We start from the raw sequence: 16,686 nt of genomic DNA on the forward strand, positions 1-16,686 counted from the left end.
GGATCATTAGAATCCACGAATAATCGCGTTTATTGTCCTTTTCAACAGGCATCAACAAGTAAAGAATAGTGAACGATTTATATGCAACGCAGGTATCAGTTGTAGCTCGCGCTAGGAAGGTACCAATCAGACCTCTAGGGTGATAACTAATGCGCTTCGGGCAAAAAATAGAACCAATATCACAATTTGCTTCAGCAGTGAGAATATATTCATTCTTTAGCCCCTCAGTAACAAGAGGGTTTAAATATAAGGACATATCGGTGAAGACGTACGCTGTTAAAACAAGGACTAGGTTAAGCGGTAAGTCAACAATTCACTTGAAACATCCAGTCAAGGATTTGTACAAATCCGTCAAATCGCCTTTTTACGCATTTGGGAAGGGGCTACTTGGTAGTGCTGTTTAAACACCCGGGAGAAGTAGCTAAGCTCGTCAAAACCGCACTCCAAAGCAATCTCTGTCAGGCTAAGATCGCTATTTAGAATCAACCTCTGTGCTTTCTCCATTCGTTTCGAAGCAATATATTTCGTGGCACTGCAGCCATAGACTTGCTTGAATTTACGAGTAAATGTTGACTCACTCATATGACAAAGAAAAGCTAGATCCGCCAGTTTCAGCGAAGTGTACAAGTGAGCTTGCACCACTTCCTGTAGCTTAGGTTGCTGCCTGATGAACAGCTGCCCCAACATCTTGGCAACTCTTCCACTACTATCAAGCCTGGGGATAAGCTCTACTAATTCTCGAATCTTTAATACCACCAGTGGCTCACTGAATACTTCTGACTTCTGGATATAGTCAATTATGCTACGCATATAATTGGAGAGCAGTACAGATTCCTGCAGGCACTCAGCCGACGGGTGCTGCTTGAGGGTCTTATTACTCTCTTTAACAACACTCCTACTTTCACCATTATTACCAAAGACATCAGGCATACCATTTGGGTAGAGTCGCTGTAATAGCTATGACGTTAGCCGAAAACCGATGAAATTAATTTCATTGTTTATTCCACCTTCACGCCACTGATTAATAAAATTATCTGTCTTCATTAGCACAGTAACACCTGGGCTCAAGGTGAGGGTTTCATCACCACAAACCAGGGTTGAACAGCCACTGATGACGTAAACAAGCCTTGCCTCATCAACCAAACGGCCTTGATAACTTAACGATGCCCTGAATTTACGCTGACCAAGTACCATTTTTCCTTGTATTTTAAATACAACTGATTCTTCACTATCTGGCATAAATTATTATCTTTATCAGGGACTTAGTCATTTGTAATAAAACATGAAGCACATCAGCTTTTCAATCAGAGAAAACGACCAATCGAAAGTGATAACCAAAGCTTCTCCGGCAGGGAATCAAGTTAAATCCAGGGGTGATAAAGAACATACACTACAAAGAATCTTCTAACCTAAGAGACTCAAAAGCCTCTGAAATGAATAAAACAACTTAATTTTTATCGGCACCATCTATTATCGCAATATATCTGGAATCGGGTTTTACATTACCGAACTAAAACGAGCACCTCCACAAAGTTATTTCTAGAAGTTGCTACACCACCGCGTTAACTTCCACCTTATTCCCTACCGGATCAAAAAATACTAATTGCCGTACATTGCGCCCGGGCACATCCATTAGGTGATTGGCGACTCCCAACGCATCCAGACGCTGCTTAACCGGCTCAAGTGCATCTGCACGAAAAGCAATATGGTCCAGGTAGGGCCTCTCAGGCTGCTCATCACTTACTTCATCATCAATCAGGTGCAAAATAGCCCTGCCATTGCCATAGAGCCAGAACCCATCATTCTTGAAGTTTGGCCTATCACCCTCAATGAGACCAAGCACCTGTATATAGAAGTCTCGCACCCGTTTAAGAGTTTTCATTGGGGCGGTAATATTGACGTGGTCGAGTTCCATCTCTTAGCCCTAGGTTACAAGGCACATCCTTGTGCCTGATTAGCAGTAAGTTATCTCTCTATAACTTACACAATATTCTTGTTTCGCAACTCTTCTACTTGCTCGTCACTTTTGCCAAGCAAATCTCGCAATACTTCCTCAGTGTGCTCACCCAATACTGGCGGCGCCTGGGTGTAGTCGAGTGCGGACTCGGAGAAGATTACAGGGTTACGCACGGTCTTCACCTTTCCAGCTTCCGGATGATCCTGCTCAACCACCATACCCCGGGCCTGTACTTGAGGATCAGCAAAAACCTCTTCCAATGTATTGATAGGCCCACAGGGAACATGAGCATCACTAAGATGCTGGAGCCACCAAGCGGAATCGTGCTTACGAGTCACAGCTTCGATCTGCGGCACCAATTCTTCACGGGCCATTACCCGCGCTGAGTTAGTTCCGTACGCAGGATTTTCTGCCAGTTCTTCTACACCCGCGATTCCGCAGAAGCGTTTAAACTGATCATCATTACCCACTGCCAACATAAAATAGCCATCTTTTGAAGGGACTGCCTGATAGGGGACTATATTGGGATGGCCGGTACCCTGTCGCTCAGGGCTTTTACCAGAAGTAAGGTAATTTTGGGCTTGGTTAGCCAACCATGAAACCTGGGTATCCAATAAGGCGAGATCGATATGCTGACCAACGCCCGTATGCTGCCGGTGAACAACAGCTGCCAATACAGAAGATACCGCGTACATCCCTGTCATCAGGTCGGCTACTGCCACCCCCACCTTTTGCGGGCCCGCGCCCGGTTGCCCTTCTGGCACACCGGTAATACTCATCAGACCACCCATCCCCTGGATCATCGCATCATAGCCTGCTCGATTTTTGTACGGGCCAGTTTGCCCAAAACCTGTAATCGAGCAGTAGATAACACCAGGATTGAACGCCTTAATGGATTCATAATCCAAGCCGTACTTTTTCAGCCCATCTACTTTGTAGTTTTCAAGAAGAATATCGCATCGGGCTGCCATCTCCTTGATCAGGGCCTGGCCATCTTCAGTAGTGATATCTACGGTAACTGATTTTTTTCCGCGATTGGCACTTAGGTAGTAAGCAGCATCGGCAGTGTCATTTCCCTTCTCATCCTTTAGGTAGGGAGGGCCCCAGTGGCGAGTGTCATCCCCTCGCTCCGGGCGCTCTACTTTAATAACCTCAGCCCCAAAATCAGCAAATACCTGCCCAGCCCAGGGTCCGGCGAGAATACGACTTAAATCGAGTACCTTTAAGTGTGCGAGTGGACCTGCCATAACTTCCTCATATCGCTTACTTGCGGGTTAACCGCATATTTTTGCGGCAGCCTAACAGATAATTTGTGCCCGCGCCCTGATTGGCGTCTGTAGATATTCGTCTTAAACTTAGGAGTCTCTGAACAAACCCGCGATACGGCTAGCTTACGGAGCGATTCATAGTTAAGGCGCGACCTCGCAGCAATGCCTGGACCTTGCAAGAATTCGCAACGCAGAGATATTACGGATTTGTTCAGCGGCTCCCCTGATTGTGCAATAAAAATAAGGAGGCACAGCATGGCCGCAATAGAAGCGCAAAAATTTGAATCTTTTCGCGAGTTTTATCCATTCTACTTACAGGAACACAGCAACCTCACCTGTCGTAGGCTGCACTTTTTTGGTACCAGTCTGGTGTTCGCGACAATAATTGCGGCTGTAGTAACTTCCAATTTGTTGTGGCTGGCAGTTACTCCTATCGCAGGCTACGGGTTTGCATGGATCGGGCACTTTTTCTTTGAAAACAACCGCCCGGCAACCTTTAAGTATCCGTTCTACAGTTTTATCGGAGACTTTGTTATGTTTAAAGATATGCTGATCGGGCGAATCGAACGCTAAACAAACTATTTTTTATTGGCCGACAAGCCGTATTTCCGCAATTTGTTGGCCACAGCGGTATGAGAAATACCCAGCTCCTTAGCCAGCTCCCTGGTTGAGGAGTGACCTTTGATAATATCCGCCAACAACGCCCTCTCCAGTTGCTCCATCATTTCCTTATAGGTAAGTCCACGGCCCCAGTCCCGCCAGGGAAGTTCCGCCTTAACCATTAAATCCGGCACATCTGCACAACTGATCGACGCCGCCCCTCTAATCAAGCATTGACTGGATGCGGCCATTAAATAGTCCTTGAGGCCGTTGAAGTTATCCGGCCAGTCGTGGAGTTTGATCAACTCCACCACCTCGCTATCAAAATTGAGCTCACTAGCCTCTGGAGACTCCTGGCGCATTAAAGTACTGGCATAGCGCGGCAGAGCCGGTCGCATATTTCGCAACGGGGGCAAGGACATCGCTAACGACGAAAAGAGCTGCGCAAGTGGCGGCGCAATAGATTCCCTATCAATAGCGGTGGCCACCAATCTCAGCGATGCCGGCAAATTGCGGAGTTTTCTCAATAAATCAACTTGAGCTTCTGTTTTGAGAGTATGTATATCCTCAAGAATCAAAGTACCCGTTCGACGAAGATGTGAAGGCAGCTGTATAGTCCCGTCACGGGGGATAATTCGATAGCAATCAGCCCTTGAGGCCGATGGGGAGAGGTAATGTACCGCACAGGCAAACGTTGTCTTTCCTGTGCCCCGCTCACCCAGTATCAATAGAGGTGCGCTGAGTTCAGATAAGTCCTGCAACTGGAGGCAACTCCTTCGACGCAAATCAAAATCCCACAACACCATTGGTCTTGGCAGCTCAGTGACAAACTCACTGCTATCCCAAGGCTGTAAACGCAGTACCGCCCCAGCCAGTGAGTCAACCGCTCCGGGATTTCCCTCCAGAGTGATTGGGGACCAGTCCACACGAAAACTCTGCCCCCTTACCACCAGAGGCAGTCCGTAGCGAGGCACTGCAAAATCCCGCAGCAATTCAGCGACCTGCATAAGCGGCAGGAATCTCTGCAGCTGTAGACCTGGCACCTTGTCCAAGCTCACACCGAAGGCCCTTGCCGCAGCCAGATTCGCAGCGACCACCCTGCCCTCGCGATCCACACTAAGAACCGGATCAGTCACATGACTCAGCAAAGTGTCCAACTCGAAATGACGTCGCTCCAGAGGCAATAGAGAGATCCTCCGCACCCGCTTAACTCCAGGAACCTGGTGCAGGGACTTCTCGATAGTCTGGTATTGAGTAGCAAGCATCCCGGGCGCTATCAGATAGACCTTATCTCCACTGTCACCCCCGAGCTCACCAGAGGTCACATTTATCCGATATTTACCGAAAATTTGCATTATTTCGTGCAAAATGCCGACACGATTTGCACAAGTTATCTCTACTCGCACAGCCCCACCTGTAAAGAAATGTTTACAGAAAGTGTAATTTGAACTCCCTGGAAGGCGCAATAGCTCGCCGCTACCTCTCCCCACTAAGGGCACGCCTGGCTAAAAATAGAGGTCGAAACATAACAACAACAGGTTCAGCGGCAGGTGCTGGGCACTGGGAATCAGCGAGAGCTACCGAGCCGCAGGAGAGACATTCATGAAGAAAGAAGCAAAGAAGGCAAGCAAGTACGTTGCCCGTGAGCCCAATGAAGACGGCTTTATCGAGTATACCGACCTTGAACACCAAACTTGGCAGCGTCTGATTGAACGCCAACTGGATGTCTTACCTGGCCGCGCCTGCGATGAATATATGCACGGCCTGGAGCTGTTGGACCTACCGAAAGACCGCATACCCCAACTCGAGGAAATCTCCAGCGTGCTGCGCAGAGAAACTGGCTGGGAAGTCGCCCGGGTTCCCGCCCTTATCGGCTTCGAAACCTTTTTCGGTCTTCTAGCGGATCGTAAGTTCCCAGTTGCTACCTTTATACGCACTCCCGAAGAGTTTGATTATCTGCAGGAACCGGACATCTTCCACGAGATTTTTGGCCACTGCGCCATGCTCACCAACCCAGCATTTGCAAACTTCACGCAAAAATACGGACAACTGGGCCTTAAAGCCTCGCCTAAAGAACGCGCCTATTTAGCCCGCCTCTATTGGTTTACAGTGGAGTTCGGCCTACTGAACACCGACGATGGTTTGCGCATTTACGGTGGCGGCATTCTGTCTTCCCCGAAAGAGACACTCTACGCACTGAGTCACCAACCAGAGCGCTACGATTTAGACGCGGTTACCGCACTGCGCACCCCATATCGCATCGATATTGTTCAACCCATTTACTATGTCCTCAACAGCTTGCAACAACTGCAGGAACTGACAGAAATTGACCTGATGGCCAAGGTCCGCGAGGCTATTGAGCTGGGACTATTCGAACCCCGCTTCCCGCCCAAAGACGCAGCCTGATCTGCATTCAAGATTGGGCGGCCAACTTCCGCCCAATCTCAACTCTGCTAAAAAGCTCCCCCAGAAGCGTTGCACATCTAGGGAAATTCCACTACCAGCACCCTCCCCCTGAGCCTATCGTATCTGCAGTAGGTGTGATGGTAGTTCGATGACTTTCATCCAATAGCCCCCACACCCACTCGCCCAAATACCGTTAGGGGTAGCCAGGGAGGCAATGCGATCAGCGCAAGGACACAAAACCCCTGCTTTATAGGGAGCGCATAGCACTATGTCCTCACTTGACGCGATTGATAGAAAACTTCTTGCGATTCTGCAATCTGACGTCAGCCTTTCGATCGAGGAGCTGGCGGAGCGTGTGGGCCTGACAAAAACCCCATGCTGGCGCAGGGTGCAGAAACTGGAAAAGAGCGGCATCATTCGACGCAAAGTCGCCTTGCTTAATGCCGAGATTTTAGGACTTCCGGTCTCGGTGTTTGCCCAGGTTAAAACCGACCAGCACACACCGGAGTGGGCCGACAACTTTGCCGAACACATGGCACAGTTGCCAGAGGTAGTGGCTTGCTACCGTATGGCGGGCGACTACGATTACCTGTTGCGAGTGGTAGTCAGCGATATCACAGCCTACGACCGCTTTTACAAAGAGTTAATCCGGCATGTTGGCATCAGCGATATTGTCTCCAACTTTGCCCTGGAACAGATCAAAAGCACTACCGAGTTACCGATTCCATCCGGTGAATAAGGTCTCAGCACAACCACTTGGTAGGCACATAGCTCTTTCAGCTGTTCGCACATCTATGGATAATGGTTAAATCTCGCTCACCAACAAGGATGGCCTGTGGCGGACAGCTCCCTTTTCCAATCATTTTTCCTGATTTTTAGTGGCGCAGCAGTTGTTGCCTCACTGGCTCTGTTTGGACGACAACCGCTCCTGGTCGCCTACATAGCTCTCGGTGTTTTACTCGGTCCATCCGGCTTTGCAGTAATCGATAACCTGCGACTTCTATCTGATATGTCCAGCGTTGGGATTATCTTCCTGCTCTTCCTGTTGGGGCTGGATATGCAACCTCAGGCGCTGGTAGCTGTATTGCGCAAAGCTACATTTGTGGGAGTCGTAAGCTGTGCGATCTTCCTCGGCCTTGGCTTTGGCATAGGTTTGCTGTTCGGATTTACTACCGTTGAATCCTGGGTAATCGGCATGGCGCTGATGTTCTCTAGCACCATTATCGGTATCAAACTGCTTCCCACGACCGTACTTCACCACAAGCACTTGGGTGAACTTATGGTGGGACTTCTTCTTTTTCAAGACTTTGTGGCAATAGTCTGCCTAATGGTACTGCTGAGTGATAACACCGGTGACGAACAGATCTGGCAATTGGCTCTCTCCTTTGGATCGCTGCCACTGCTGATCCTTTTTGCCTGGCTAATAGTAAAATATATTTTATTGCCACTTTTTACCCGCTTTGACCGCTTTCACGAATACGTATTTTTAATGGCACTTGGATGGTGCATGGGCATGGCAGAGCTGGCAGAAGTTGTTGGCCTTTCAAGAGAGATCGGCGCATTTATTGGCGGTATCACGCTGGCTGCCAGTCGGATTTCACAGTACATCGCCCTCAGTCTTAAACCTCTGCGAGACTTCTTCCTGATCCTGTTCTTTTTCAGCCTCGGAGCGCAATTCAAGCTGGCCATGCTGCCCGAAATTCTACTTCCTGCCCTGGTCACAGCTGCCGCAGTGCTGGTAATAAAACCCGTTGTATTTCACTTCCTGCTTGGAAATCGCAGTGAACACAAGGTGCTCTCGTGGGATATTGGATTTCGACTTGGGCAAATTAGTGAGTTTTCCCTGTTAATCGCCCTGCTCGCTTATACGCAAAACCTGATTGGCAGCGCAGCATCACATTTAATCCAGGCAACCGCGATTCTTACATTCCTGGTGTCGTCTTACATTGTGGTGATGAACTTTCCCAACCCCATTGCAATCAAGGATGAGCTGCGAAGAGACTAAACCTCTTAGCCTCTTCCTGTAGCTGGATTTAGCAGACCACTGCAATCGACTAACAATGGTGACAGCTTATTAAAGCTTAAACACCCTTTCAGCATTCTTATATAAGAAGAGCTCGGCAACCTCATCCCCCAACTCCAGAAGGTGCATTTCCTTTAAACACATCTCCGGTGTCAGCATGGGATAATTAGTCCCGAACATCACCTTATTCTTACCGTGCGACTTGATAAATGAAACCAGCTCGCGGGGGTATCTTTTTGGCTTATAAGCAGAAGTGTCTATGTAGACATTGGGAAACTTGGTCGCAAAAGCGATCATTTCATTGTGCCAAGGATACCCAATATGGCCACAAACAACCTTTAGATCAGGAAAATCGAGAGCAACCCGCTCAATATGAGCAGGACGGCCAGAATCAGAGCTGCGCAACGGCCCGGTAAGGCCCACTTGCAAACAAACTGGCACATCCAGCTCAACACAAGCCGCGTATAGCGGATAATACAAAGGGTGAGTACAAGGCAACTCCCAGAGCCACTGCACAATACGCAACCCTTTAAAGTCATGCTCCAAAACGTACTTGCGCAGGGTTTGTACAGCCTCTACTGGCTTTCGCAAGTCCACTGATGCCAGACCGCAAAACCTGTCAGGATGAGTTAAAGTAAGATCCAGTACTTCATCATTGCTAATCAAGGCTCCGCTCGGCCCATGCCAAGCAGAAATCAATGCCTTGGACACATCTGCCATATCCATAGCTGACAGGGTCCACTCAAGGGGCACTTCTTTAAAATCCTGCCCCATCCAACGCTTCAAAGTATCAAAGAAAGGTTCAGCAAGAAAACGCTCTGTAGGATGCTGGGCCCAAACATCAATCACTTTCATGTTAGCAACTCCCTGCTATTGCAAGCCTTCCCTCTATTCTCTGGTAGCACAAGTATTACCAGTGAATAGCTGCACCCTTTTAAAGAAATATTATTGACTACCTACTTGAGAGGCATCGCCACACTACTAAAGAAATCTCTCTCCTTAGAAAAGGAAAACGCTAAAGATGTAACTTTGCCCATAACCCTATCACGGTCAACCAAGCCCCAATATCTCGAATCCAAGCTATCGTTGCGATGATCTCCCATGACAAAGTACTTACCTTCAGGGATCTCAATAGTCTTCCCAATGTATGGCAATTTCTTATTACCACTAAGCTTGAACTGATGTTCCCTGCCACCAATGACTTCCCTACCCAGGATGTCCGAACCCACCCCACTTTCCAGGCGATACTCAAGCTGAGCCCCATTAACAAACACATTCACCCCTTCAATACGTAAGCTATCACCAGGGACGCCTATTACACGCTTCACATATAGTTGATCAGTTTGAGGTGGCAAAAAGGTAATAACATCTCCTCGGGAAGGGTTCCCCCATTGAGCAACCTGCTTATTGAAGAAAAATAAAGTTGGCCCATAACTCGTCTTATCTACCCACAAAAAGTCACCAGGGTGAATAGTAGGCTCCATAGACCCACTTGGTACTGGAGACCAATCAGCATACGCTGACTTGAAAAAGTACATAAGAAATAGAAACAATATTGCACCGCGGTTGTTTCTTACCGCACCCTTAAAGCTAAACCTGCTCATTCCCTAAACTCCTTTCCCAGGGCAACGCACCACTTAAAACTGATTACTCAGAAATAACAGAATCTCCGAAAACTAAAAAATCAGCCTCCAGCTTTCATTAGGTGGGACATTATCCTTATCAGAACGTTCGGAAAGGATTACCCTATTTACAGCACATCCGTACTAAACAAAAGGGAGCCATAAATATCAAAGGGCACTCGCATTACACATGCGTTGGCTTGACCGGCACTCTTATGCCAACCAAGAAATTCAACAATAAATCCAGAGTAACTAAGAGCCGTAATAATTAAGCATTGAGTTACTCCTACATTGAACAGAGCACCTTACCCAAAAGCATGAATAAAAAGTTCAGCATTAAACCTGACAAAATCGAAACTCCTACGAGGCCAGCATCGATATCGCTTCTCGCTTGCTCGACTATACCGCTCCAAATACAAGAAGGTCGCTTTGCCCTGGAAAACCATTAGTGCGGCAAATAGGATGAGCATGAACTTCCGTTGAGGCTTTTTAACATTGGACATTTGAGCGAAGACAGTTTTCACTACCTCTTCCATGGGCAGATACTGTGTTGATTGGATATGAGAACCTTAATTTCTCAGCACCTGCCTATGGATCCTACCAATTTCTTGCCCAAAACTGACCGAGGTGTTGATCCAAGCATCCTTCGTTTATAAACTCGGATAAAGCTCCAAAATTTTTTCCCTTAGCCATCGATGAGCTGGATTTGTTGTCTGCGACTTATGCCAGGTGAGCTGAAGTACTACCTTTGGAAATGCCATTGGCAGTTTGAGCATACGTATGGGAAGCCCTTTATAATAGCTTGAAATCATCATTCTTGCTGGTACAACGCCAATTAAATCGGTTGTGCAAACCACATAGGGGAAAGACGAAAGGTGTGGGACTCGTAAACAAATATTGCGCTGTAACTTTCTGGGCCTGGCTAGCCTTTCCATTGGAGAGCCCATAGGGTTTCCTCTTAATAGAGATACTTGTGGCAGCGATTGAAATTTTTTTTCACTGATTGTCTCACCCACATTTTTATTATGCTTGCTGACAATAATCACAAGCTCTTCTTCTGCAATAGGCTGGTTAACATGGCTGGGGGAATTGACAGGTAGGTAGTCAATGATTAGGTCTACTTCCCCATTACTCACCATTCTGGCTGTCATTTCTGACTCATCGGGGAGTACAGTAAGCCTGATGCCGGGTGCAAATTCTCGAAGCCATTTGCAGAAGCCGGGGATCATCAGAGTTTCCACCACATCGGGCATAACGATGGAGAATTCCTGCTCTGCTTTCCGGTAATCAAAAGACGTTTGCTGGAAGCCTGAACGGACGGTATTGAGCGCCTGGTGAATAGAGGGGTGCAGTACCAGTGCGCGTTCAGTAGGACGCAATCCCCTAGCGGTCCGTATAAAAAGCTCATCTTCATAAGTAGCTCTCAACCGCTTGAGGGCGGCACTGACGGCAGGTTGGCTCATATGCAGTTTTACTGCGGCTCTGGTCAGGTTTCGCTCAATCATAAGTGCCTCAAACACGGGGAGCAGATTTAAATCCAGTGATCTAAGATGCGTAGACATTATCAACCTGATGAATAATGTATTTAATAATTATTTATTAGACGATACATGATGTCCCTAATTATATTTATCGTCAATAGCATGAAAAACCGTAAATACTATAAAAAGTCAGGTGAAATATGTCGAACATGCATGATACGGCGGCTTTCAGAGAGCAATATAGAGCCTATACCCATAGCCGCTATAGCGGCTGGTTCCATTTAGGGAGCATTCTACTAATCAGCCTAATCGGTGCTATTTACTGTATTTTTCAGATAAGTGAGTTGAGGACGTATGAACTGCTGATAATTCCAATAGGAATTCTTGTTTACAACGCTGTAGAGTATGCCACCCATCGCTGGCCTGGGCATAATAAGTTGAGGTTTACCAAACTGTTTTACAAGCGGCATACTGGCGATCATCACAGTTTCTTTTCTGCGCCTTTGTTGTCTTTTGAGTCAACTCGTGATTGGCGTATAGTACTGTTTCCAATCTATTTAACAGCTGTTATCACTTTTTTTCTGGCACCACTTTGTGGTTTTTTTCTATCCTGGGTGGCTTCAGGCAATATGGGATATATCGCAGCGGCAACCATAATATTAAATCACCTGGCTTATGAGCTAATGCATATCGGTTATCACCAACCCAAGAGTCACTGGTTCCATAAAGTGCCAGTGTTTCGTGAGTTAGCCCACTTACACAGAATTCATCATCACCGTAAACTAATGAAAGTTTATAATTTCAATTTAACTTTTCCGCTATTCGACCTTTTATTAGGCACTTTCTATTGGGAACCGCAGGATTCCTTTGACGATTTTCGCGACTGATAGTTTGTAGATTACTTGTACCTTATTACGCACTCGGTTCTGCCTTTGACCTTGATCTTCTTCCTGCAATTTTGCCAGCATTAATTTTCGGATAATTGGCACTGGCGCATTACCAAAACTGAGGAACTCCTTATGGAAGGCCTTTAGATCAAACTTTTTCCCAGTTTTTTGTTTAATTTCCTCACGCAGAGAGAGGATATCTGAGTAACCGGCAAAATAGCTGGCTAGCTGTACCTGGTTCAAGGTGGCCCGCCGCAACTTGTCTTCAGCTCACTTAAAGTAGAAGCAATTCATGTTAACCGCTTTCCCACAAGGCGCCTCATGCGAGAAACCGTACTTGAGTATATAGAGATAGACTACAATCGAAATCGCCTGCACAGCGCCAATGGCTATCTCAGTCCTGAGGCGTTTGAGGAACAACCAGTCGCTTAGTAGTGTGTCCGTTGTTGATGGGTAGGATCACTATGTAATCGAGCGGTAAAACCCGTTCCCACATATCAATTCATTGGCCCATAGTATTGAGCCGTTCTTTCACCGCTGCAGAATCCACCGCTGTGTAATTCGAAATTAGCTTTATTCGCTCACAGTCTTTACCAAGCATAATTGCAATACCAATCATTATTCCAGCCGGAATTGTAAAAACCGCCACCCAAATCTCACCCAACTCCAAAAATCTAACAAAAACCATTGAGATTACACAAAGGAAAAGCGCCCCAACTTTAAGCAGAACCTCACCTGACTTATAGATTTTCAAAAGACCTTCAAGATCCTCTTCCCTTTTCAAAAGCTCTTGCAAGACCCCTATCTCGAGTTCTTTTTTCATCTTAGAATCCAATACTTGCCTTAAATGGTATACACCAATATCAAAAGGATAACGATATCCAGCCAAAAGTTAGTCAGTGCCCTTTCCTATAGCAATGAAGCGTCCCTCATTGACAAAATCAACAACCTCAAGTGAACTAAATTGGCTCGATAAGTTTTCACCTTCCAGGTTCCACTTCCAGCCTTCTTTCTGCCAATCATAAATATCCTCATCTTCGCAAGAAATCACTTGATCTTTGATCTGAAGCTTTTGGCAATAACCGGAAGCACTCCATAAGTGATGTTTTGACGGCATCAGATAACTATTTTCTCGTGTAAGCAAGAGAAACACTCTTACCTCGCCCCCATCTTTTAAAATCAAATACGAGTGCCCCCAATAGCCATCAAAGCCACTATCTATAATTACAAAGCGCTTTTCTTTCAGCTCGCCTATGTCGAACCTTATCAAATGCTCACCAGCATTGGCAGGCATACTCCACGATTCTATTAGTGGCTTAAAGCTGAAACCAATACCAACAAGAAGCAGAGATATCACTAAAGCAACTAAAACCCTCTTCCTACACATGGAGGCTCCCTCTCCCAAGAACCAACAACACTACTTACAAAAGGCACAGGGATCATTCGAAGCTTCCCGACCATCTAACCCAACCTTGTTAAACAAATAGCAGAACCTGTTCTAGACCTCCCTAGCACGGTCAACCCTATCGATTAAATCTACAACAACAGGGCTTTTAGAGAAAAAATTAAGCCTCATTGGGGGAATAAAAGCCAACTCCTTTCCAATATCCCCCTCCGTGCGCACTTGCAAAACAATTCTCTCGGGCGCATTCATTTGGGCATAGTTGATATTAACAACATCTTTAAGTTGAACTCTTTGCCGCTTACTCCCTTTTTGAAAGAGCAAGGATTCCCCCTCATCGTATACTTCATCAGCCAAACTCCACAACAGCTTTTTAAAAAAGACAAAGCCAAATACAGCCATAAAAATCGGCATGACTAAAAACATAAACGAATCTTTAACTGCACCTCCAGATATAGAGGCAGCCACAAAAAGCACCAAGAAACCAAACCATATACTTGGAAAAATCTTCTTAAAATAGAATGTAGACCCTGATATTTTCTTCATATTTTCCATACAACTCTACGCGCATTTAATTCTAAACATTACCTTTCGGTGCGGATTGCGCCACCGCTCAGCGAGCGGCGCCATTCCACTTAACCACAGAAAAATTCCCATTCAATATTACAGGAACTTATCGTGATAAACCCTAGAAACCAAACAACTACAAACTCCACAAGGAAGTTATGCATACCATATCGTTTTTATGCCTCAATCGATACAGTCCCAAGAGAAATGAAACAAATCATAAAAACTTCAAATATCCCCATATCACTCTATTTGAAAAATCACCCAACCTCGTGAAAGAACTGTAGTAAAAACACCACAACAATCTATTTTTAACCTAGGACAGAGCAACAATTATCGCATTTCATTTTCTTGCTCCCTCCCAGGCAAAACTTCGAGATGCAAATTAGATCATGAAAATAATACTTACAAGCCTCTTTTCAGGTCAAAATAACATCCACCGTAGCTAACCTTAAAATGATAAGTCTTGAATTTCTTACCACTTGGTTTTAACTCGATATGAGCTTCCAAAGGCACCTGAAAAATATTATCAACTCCCTCAGGACCTATCCATGCTGAGCCCCTGAAGCGAACAGCTCTCTTACCAGCAATATGTATATCTTCAAACTCAACCCCATCACACCACATGAAATCAGGGCAGCGTTCTGTTTTTAGCTTCCAGGAAAGTAGAAATTCAAGGCTGGTCGCAAAGCGACGATCACTAAGTGATCTTTTCTTAGCCAGCAGCAGACTAAGTCTTCTCGCTGTCAGCCGCTCCATTCGCAGCACTCGTCGCTTAATTCTCAGCTTGCTGGAATAAATATATTTCCAGTACCGATCCTCTCTCGATCCAACTTCTTCCGTCATAAGTCAGGCTTGTATTCGAAGCTAATTGAAGGGGTAATGGTTAGGCAGGTAGCTAACTCGATAAAAACAATACTATAAGTCGATATTTATAACATTCTAAAGGTGAGCAGGCGAGGGAGAAGTGATATGAAGGGCCAGGAGGAAGGCTGGCGATACGATACTCCTCAATCAGCAGGCAGCCCCCTGCCCGCTGATCCACAAAGCCACCCCCAAGCAGGAAATGATTCAGTACTAAAAAGAACGCCCCAAAATCCGCTTGGCGGCATCCATCGCAAAATCCTTATAGTCCGCCTCTACTTGCGCCATCTCCAACTCATACTTGAATTGTTCTTTACGCGGCAGTTCTTTCCAGTCTTTTAGAATTGGGATATGACCGGTTTTCTCTGCGATGGTATAGAAGGCTACAAACTCTTCACGCACTTTATCTTCCACCTGAAGCGCATCCAAAAGAACACGAATACGAATCGAAGCTTCGGTGAGCCCTACCCCATCATCCAGCAATGTGCGGGCAATAATCTGGATGCTGTCGTTTACTCTTTCGCGCTGATCTTCGGCAGCTTGCTCTAGCTCCGCCAGTTGTTCGGCCTGCTTCTTTTGCGCTACTGATAATTTGCGCAGATAGTAGCCAGCTACAACCGCCAGGGAGAAGATAATCAGAGCTGCAACAACCAGCAGCCAAGTGGGGAACACCGTCATCAAATATACACCTTAAGTAACGCCAGCCCGATGCTGGCCGAAATAACAGAAAGCACTGTACTGAGGCCAACAATATTGGCCGCCAGCTGGCTATTGCCACCCATGGTATGGGCCATCACAAAAGCTGATATCGCACAGGGCGAGCCTGTAATCAACATCAGATATCCCAAGTAGGTTGGGCTCATACCCAGAGCCCAACCTATCAGCACTGAGAGTATCGGCACCCCAAACAGCTTGAGCACTGAGGACGTCAGCGCTGTTGGCGAACTACGCAGTAGCTGGCCCAGCTTCATACTCGCACCGATACAGATCAACCCCATCGGCAAACTCGCTGAGCCCAGTATTTTAACGGTATCAAACACCATTTGTGGCACTTTGATATTCAGCACCCTGCACAAAATTGCCAGAAATACCCCGATGATTAATGGGTTCTTTGCCAGCTCCCTCAGTAGCAAGCCAAAGCTGAACTTCTTTTCTTCGTTGTAAAAAACAAACAGTATTACCGCGAATATATTGAACTGGATTGTCAGCGCAGCAACCAGCACCGCAGAGTGCGAAACTCCCGATTCGCCGAAGGCCTTCTCCACCCAGGCGAGGCCCACAATGGCAACGTTTCCACGAAATGCCCCCTGGATAAACGCACTGCGATCCTTCACAGCGATAGGCCGAGCCATCAGCCAAGATATGGGGACTATCGCACAGGTACCCAAAATACCCGCTGTTAAAAGAGGAATCTCATCTGCGGGCTTTGCGTCCGAAGAATAAATACTATCGAACAGCAGCGCGGGCAGCATCACGTTGAAAACCAGCACCGTTGCATCATCGATAAACGATTTGTGCAGCATGCCCTGCCTGGTTAGCAGATAACCACCAATAATCATCAAAAAGATCGGGCCAGTAACCAGCAGGGCAAAGGCAATATTTTCCATAG

Annotated in this window: 19 protein-coding genes and 1 pseudogene; 5 read left to right on the forward strand and 15 right to left on the reverse strand. The window is 46.5% G+C overall.

Annotation, left to right across the window (positions count from 1 at the left end):
* Window positions 1-351: 351 nt before the first annotated feature.
* The 4 genes from BTJ40_RS12635 to BTJ40_RS12650 form a co-directional block, all read right to left on the reverse strand.
* Window positions 352-930 (reverse strand): AraC family transcriptional regulator, encoded by a 579-nt coding sequence (locus BTJ40_RS12635; RefSeq protein ID WP_108733434.1) that lies wholly within the window; start codon window positions 928-930, stop codon window positions 352-354.
* A 27-nt stretch (window positions 931-957) separates the two neighbouring features.
* Entirely contained in the window at window positions 958-1,239 is a 282-nt protein-coding gene (locus tag BTJ40_RS12640; RefSeq protein WP_108733435.1) for a hypothetical protein, read from the reverse strand.
* Between the two features lie 310 nt (window positions 1,240-1,549).
* Window positions 1,550-1,915 carry a VOC family protein gene (locus BTJ40_RS12645; RefSeq protein WP_108733436.1) on the reverse strand — a complete coding sequence of 122 codons (366 nt, stop codon included), beginning with the start codon at window positions 1,913-1,915 and terminating at the stop codon, window positions 1,550-1,552.
* A 65-nt stretch (window positions 1,916-1,980) separates the two neighbouring features.
* Window positions 1,981-3,204, reverse strand: coding sequence for a CaiB/BaiF CoA-transferase family protein (locus tag BTJ40_RS12650; RefSeq protein ID WP_108733437.1), 1,224 nt, complete (start codon window positions 3,202-3,204; stop codon window positions 1,981-1,983).
* Window positions 3,205-3,480: 276 nt separating this feature from the next.
* On the opposite strand from BTJ40_RS12650, the gene BTJ40_RS12655 reads away from it, so the two are divergent.
* Window positions 3,481-3,798 (forward strand): DUF962 domain-containing protein, encoded by a 318-nt coding sequence (locus BTJ40_RS12655; RefSeq protein ID WP_108733438.1) that lies wholly within the window; start codon window positions 3,481-3,483, stop codon window positions 3,796-3,798.
* A gap of 5 nt (window positions 3,799-3,803) precedes the next feature.
* Here the strand turns inward: BTJ40_RS12655 and BTJ40_RS12660 are convergent, their stop codons facing one another.
* The gene (locus BTJ40_RS12660; protein WP_157954052.1) at window positions 3,804-5,231 is read right to left on the reverse strand and encodes a TyrR/PhhR family helix-turn-helix DNA-binding protein; all 1,428 of its coding nucleotides are present in this window, start codon (window positions 5,229-5,231) and stop codon (window positions 3,804-3,806) included.
* 196 nt (window positions 5,232-5,427) lie between these two features.
* Between BTJ40_RS12660 and phhA the strand changes: the two genes are divergently transcribed.
* The 3 genes from phhA to BTJ40_RS12675 all read left to right on the forward strand — a co-directional run bounded on the left by phhA (window position 5,428) and on the right by BTJ40_RS12675 (window position 8,236).
* On the forward strand, window positions 5,428-6,231 hold the full coding sequence (gene phhA / locus BTJ40_RS12665; protein ID WP_108733440.1) for a phenylalanine 4-monooxygenase: 804 nt from the start codon (window positions 5,428-5,430) through the stop codon (window positions 6,229-6,231).
* A gap of 268 nt (window positions 6,232-6,499) precedes the next feature.
* Entirely contained in the window at window positions 6,500-6,970 is a 471-nt protein-coding gene (locus BTJ40_RS12670; protein ID WP_108733441.1) for an Lrp/AsnC family transcriptional regulator, read from the forward strand.
* Between the two features lie 96 nt (window positions 6,971-7,066).
* Entirely contained in the window at window positions 7,067-8,236 is a 1,170-nt protein-coding gene (locus BTJ40_RS12675) for a cation:proton antiporter (RefSeq protein WP_108733442.1), read from the forward strand.
* Window positions 8,237-8,305: 69 nt separating this feature from the next.
* Here BTJ40_RS12675 and BTJ40_RS12680 read toward each other — a convergent pair whose 3' ends face one another.
* From BTJ40_RS12680 to BTJ40_RS12705, 4 genes are all read right to left on the reverse strand, one after another.
* The gene (locus tag BTJ40_RS12680) at window positions 8,306-9,109 is read right to left on the reverse strand and encodes an amidohydrolase family protein (RefSeq protein WP_108733443.1); all 804 of its coding nucleotides are present in this window, start codon (window positions 9,107-9,109) and stop codon (window positions 8,306-8,308) included.
* A 101-nt stretch (window positions 9,110-9,210) separates the two neighbouring features.
* Entirely contained in the window at window positions 9,211-9,858 is a 648-nt protein-coding gene (gene lepB, locus BTJ40_RS12685) for a signal peptidase I (protein WP_108733444.1), read from the reverse strand.
* A gap of 668 nt (window positions 9,859-10,526) precedes the next feature.
* A complete protein-coding gene (locus tag BTJ40_RS12695) occupies window positions 10,527-11,438 on the reverse strand; it encodes a LysR substrate-binding domain-containing protein (protein ID WP_108733446.1) in 912 nt (303 codons plus the stop codon).
* Between the two features lie 752 nt (window positions 11,439-12,190).
* Window positions 12,191-12,487 carry a DUF885 family protein gene (locus BTJ40_RS12705; RefSeq protein WP_238151992.1) on the reverse strand — a complete coding sequence of 99 codons (297 nt, stop codon included), beginning with the start codon at window positions 12,485-12,487 and terminating at the stop codon, window positions 12,191-12,193.
* Between the two features lie 21 nt (window positions 12,488-12,508).
* Here BTJ40_RS12705 and BTJ40_RS12710 point away from each other — a divergent pair.
* Window positions 12,509-12,676 (forward strand): annotated as a pseudogene (locus tag BTJ40_RS12710) (IS3 family transposase); the annotation flags it as partial.
* A 70-nt stretch (window positions 12,677-12,746) separates the two neighbouring features.
* On the opposite strand, the gene BTJ40_RS12715 reads toward BTJ40_RS12710, so the two are convergent.
* The 6 genes from BTJ40_RS12715 to BTJ40_RS12740 all read right to left on the reverse strand — a co-directional run bounded on the left by BTJ40_RS12715 (window position 12,747) and on the right by BTJ40_RS12740 (window position 16,684).
* Window positions 12,747-13,067: a hypothetical protein gene (locus BTJ40_RS12715; protein WP_108733449.1), complete on the reverse strand. Its 321-nt coding sequence runs from the start codon at window positions 13,065-13,067 to the stop codon at window positions 12,747-12,749.
* A gap of 69 nt (window positions 13,068-13,136) precedes the next feature.
* A complete protein-coding gene (locus BTJ40_RS12720) occupies window positions 13,137-13,538 on the reverse strand; it encodes a hypothetical protein (protein WP_157954053.1) in 402 nt (133 codons plus the stop codon).
* 204 nt (window positions 13,539-13,742) lie between these two features.
* On the reverse strand, window positions 13,743-14,201 hold the full coding sequence (locus tag BTJ40_RS12725; RefSeq protein WP_108733451.1) for a hypothetical protein: 459 nt from the start codon (window positions 14,199-14,201) through the stop codon (window positions 13,743-13,745).
* 417 nt (window positions 14,202-14,618) lie between these two features.
* The gene (locus BTJ40_RS12730) at window positions 14,619-14,972 is read right to left on the reverse strand and encodes a hypothetical protein (RefSeq protein ID WP_157954054.1); all 354 of its coding nucleotides are present in this window, start codon (window positions 14,970-14,972) and stop codon (window positions 14,619-14,621) included.
* A gap of 318 nt (window positions 14,973-15,290) precedes the next feature.
* Window positions 15,291-15,755, reverse strand: coding sequence for a DUF2489 domain-containing protein (locus tag BTJ40_RS12735; protein WP_108733453.1), 465 nt, complete (start codon window positions 15,753-15,755; stop codon window positions 15,291-15,293).
* On the reverse strand, window positions 15,755-16,684 hold the full coding sequence (locus tag BTJ40_RS12740; RefSeq protein WP_108733454.1) for an AEC family transporter: 930 nt from the start codon (window positions 16,682-16,684) through the stop codon (window positions 15,755-15,757). Before BTJ40_RS12740 ends, BTJ40_RS12735 begins: the two co-directional genes overlap by 1 nt.
* Window positions 16,685-16,686 lie beyond the last annotated feature (2 nt).

Origin of the sequence: Microbulbifer sp. A4B17, from assembly GCF_003076275.1 — a bacterium.
Taxonomy (GTDB): Bacteria; Pseudomonadota; Gammaproteobacteria; order Pseudomonadales; family Cellvibrionaceae; genus Microbulbifer.

Bases quoted from the DNA above. Each gene is read 5' to 3' on its own strand.
- BTJ40_RS12650 (WP_108733437.1), bottom strand. From the start codon at position 3,204: ATGGCAGGTCCACTCGCACACTTAAAGGTACTCGATTTAAGTCGTATT.
- BTJ40_RS12715 (WP_108733449.1), bottom strand. From the start codon at position 13,067: ATGAAAAAAGAACTCGAGATAGGGGTCTTGCAAGAGCTTTTGAAAAGG.
- BTJ40_RS12635 (WP_108733434.1), bottom strand. From the start codon at position 930: ATGCCTGATGTCTTTGGTAATAATGGTGAAAGTAGGAGTGTTGTTAAA.
- BTJ40_RS12730 (WP_157954054.1), bottom strand. From the start codon at position 14,972: ATGGAGCGGCTGACAGCGAGAAGACTTAGTCTGCTGCTGGCTAAGAAA.
- phhA (WP_108733440.1), top strand. From the start codon at position 5,428: ATGAAGAAAGAAGCAAAGAAGGCAAGCAAGTACGTTGCCCGTGAGCCC.
- BTJ40_RS12720 (WP_157954053.1), bottom strand. From the start codon at position 13,538: ATGCCTGCCAATGCTGGTGAGCATTTGATAAGGTTCGACATAGGCGAG.
- BTJ40_RS12645 (WP_108733436.1), bottom strand. From the start codon at position 1,915: ATGGAACTCGACCACGTCAATATTACCGCCCCAATGAAAACTCTTAAA.
- BTJ40_RS12670 (WP_108733441.1), top strand. From the start codon at position 6,500: ATGTCCTCACTTGACGCGATTGATAGAAAACTTCTTGCGATTCTGCAA.
- lepB (WP_108733444.1), bottom strand. From the start codon at position 9,858: ATGAGCAGGTTTAGCTTTAAGGGTGCGGTAAGAAACAACCGCGGTGCA.
- BTJ40_RS12640 (WP_108733435.1), bottom strand. From the start codon at position 1,239: ATGCCAGATAGTGAAGAATCAGTTGTATTTAAAATACAAGGAAAAATG.
- BTJ40_RS12725 (WP_108733451.1), bottom strand. From the start codon at position 14,201: ATGGAAAATATGAAGAAAATATCAGGGTCTACATTCTATTTTAAGAAG.
- BTJ40_RS12680 (WP_108733443.1), bottom strand. From the start codon at position 9,109: ATGAAAGTGATTGATGTTTGGGCCCAGCATCCTACAGAGCGTTTTCTT.
- BTJ40_RS12735 (WP_108733453.1), bottom strand. From the start codon at position 15,755: ATGACGGTGTTCCCCACTTGGCTGCTGGTTGTTGCAGCTCTGATTATC.
- BTJ40_RS12740 (WP_108733454.1), bottom strand. From the start codon at position 16,684: ATGGAAAATATTGCCTTTGCCCTGCTGGTTACTGGCCCGATCTTTTTG.
- BTJ40_RS12695 (WP_108733446.1), bottom strand. From the start codon at position 11,438: ATGTCTACGCATCTTAGATCACTGGATTTAAATCTGCTCCCCGTGTTT.
- BTJ40_RS12655 (WP_108733438.1), top strand. From the start codon at position 3,481: ATGGCCGCAATAGAAGCGCAAAAATTTGAATCTTTTCGCGAGTTTTAT.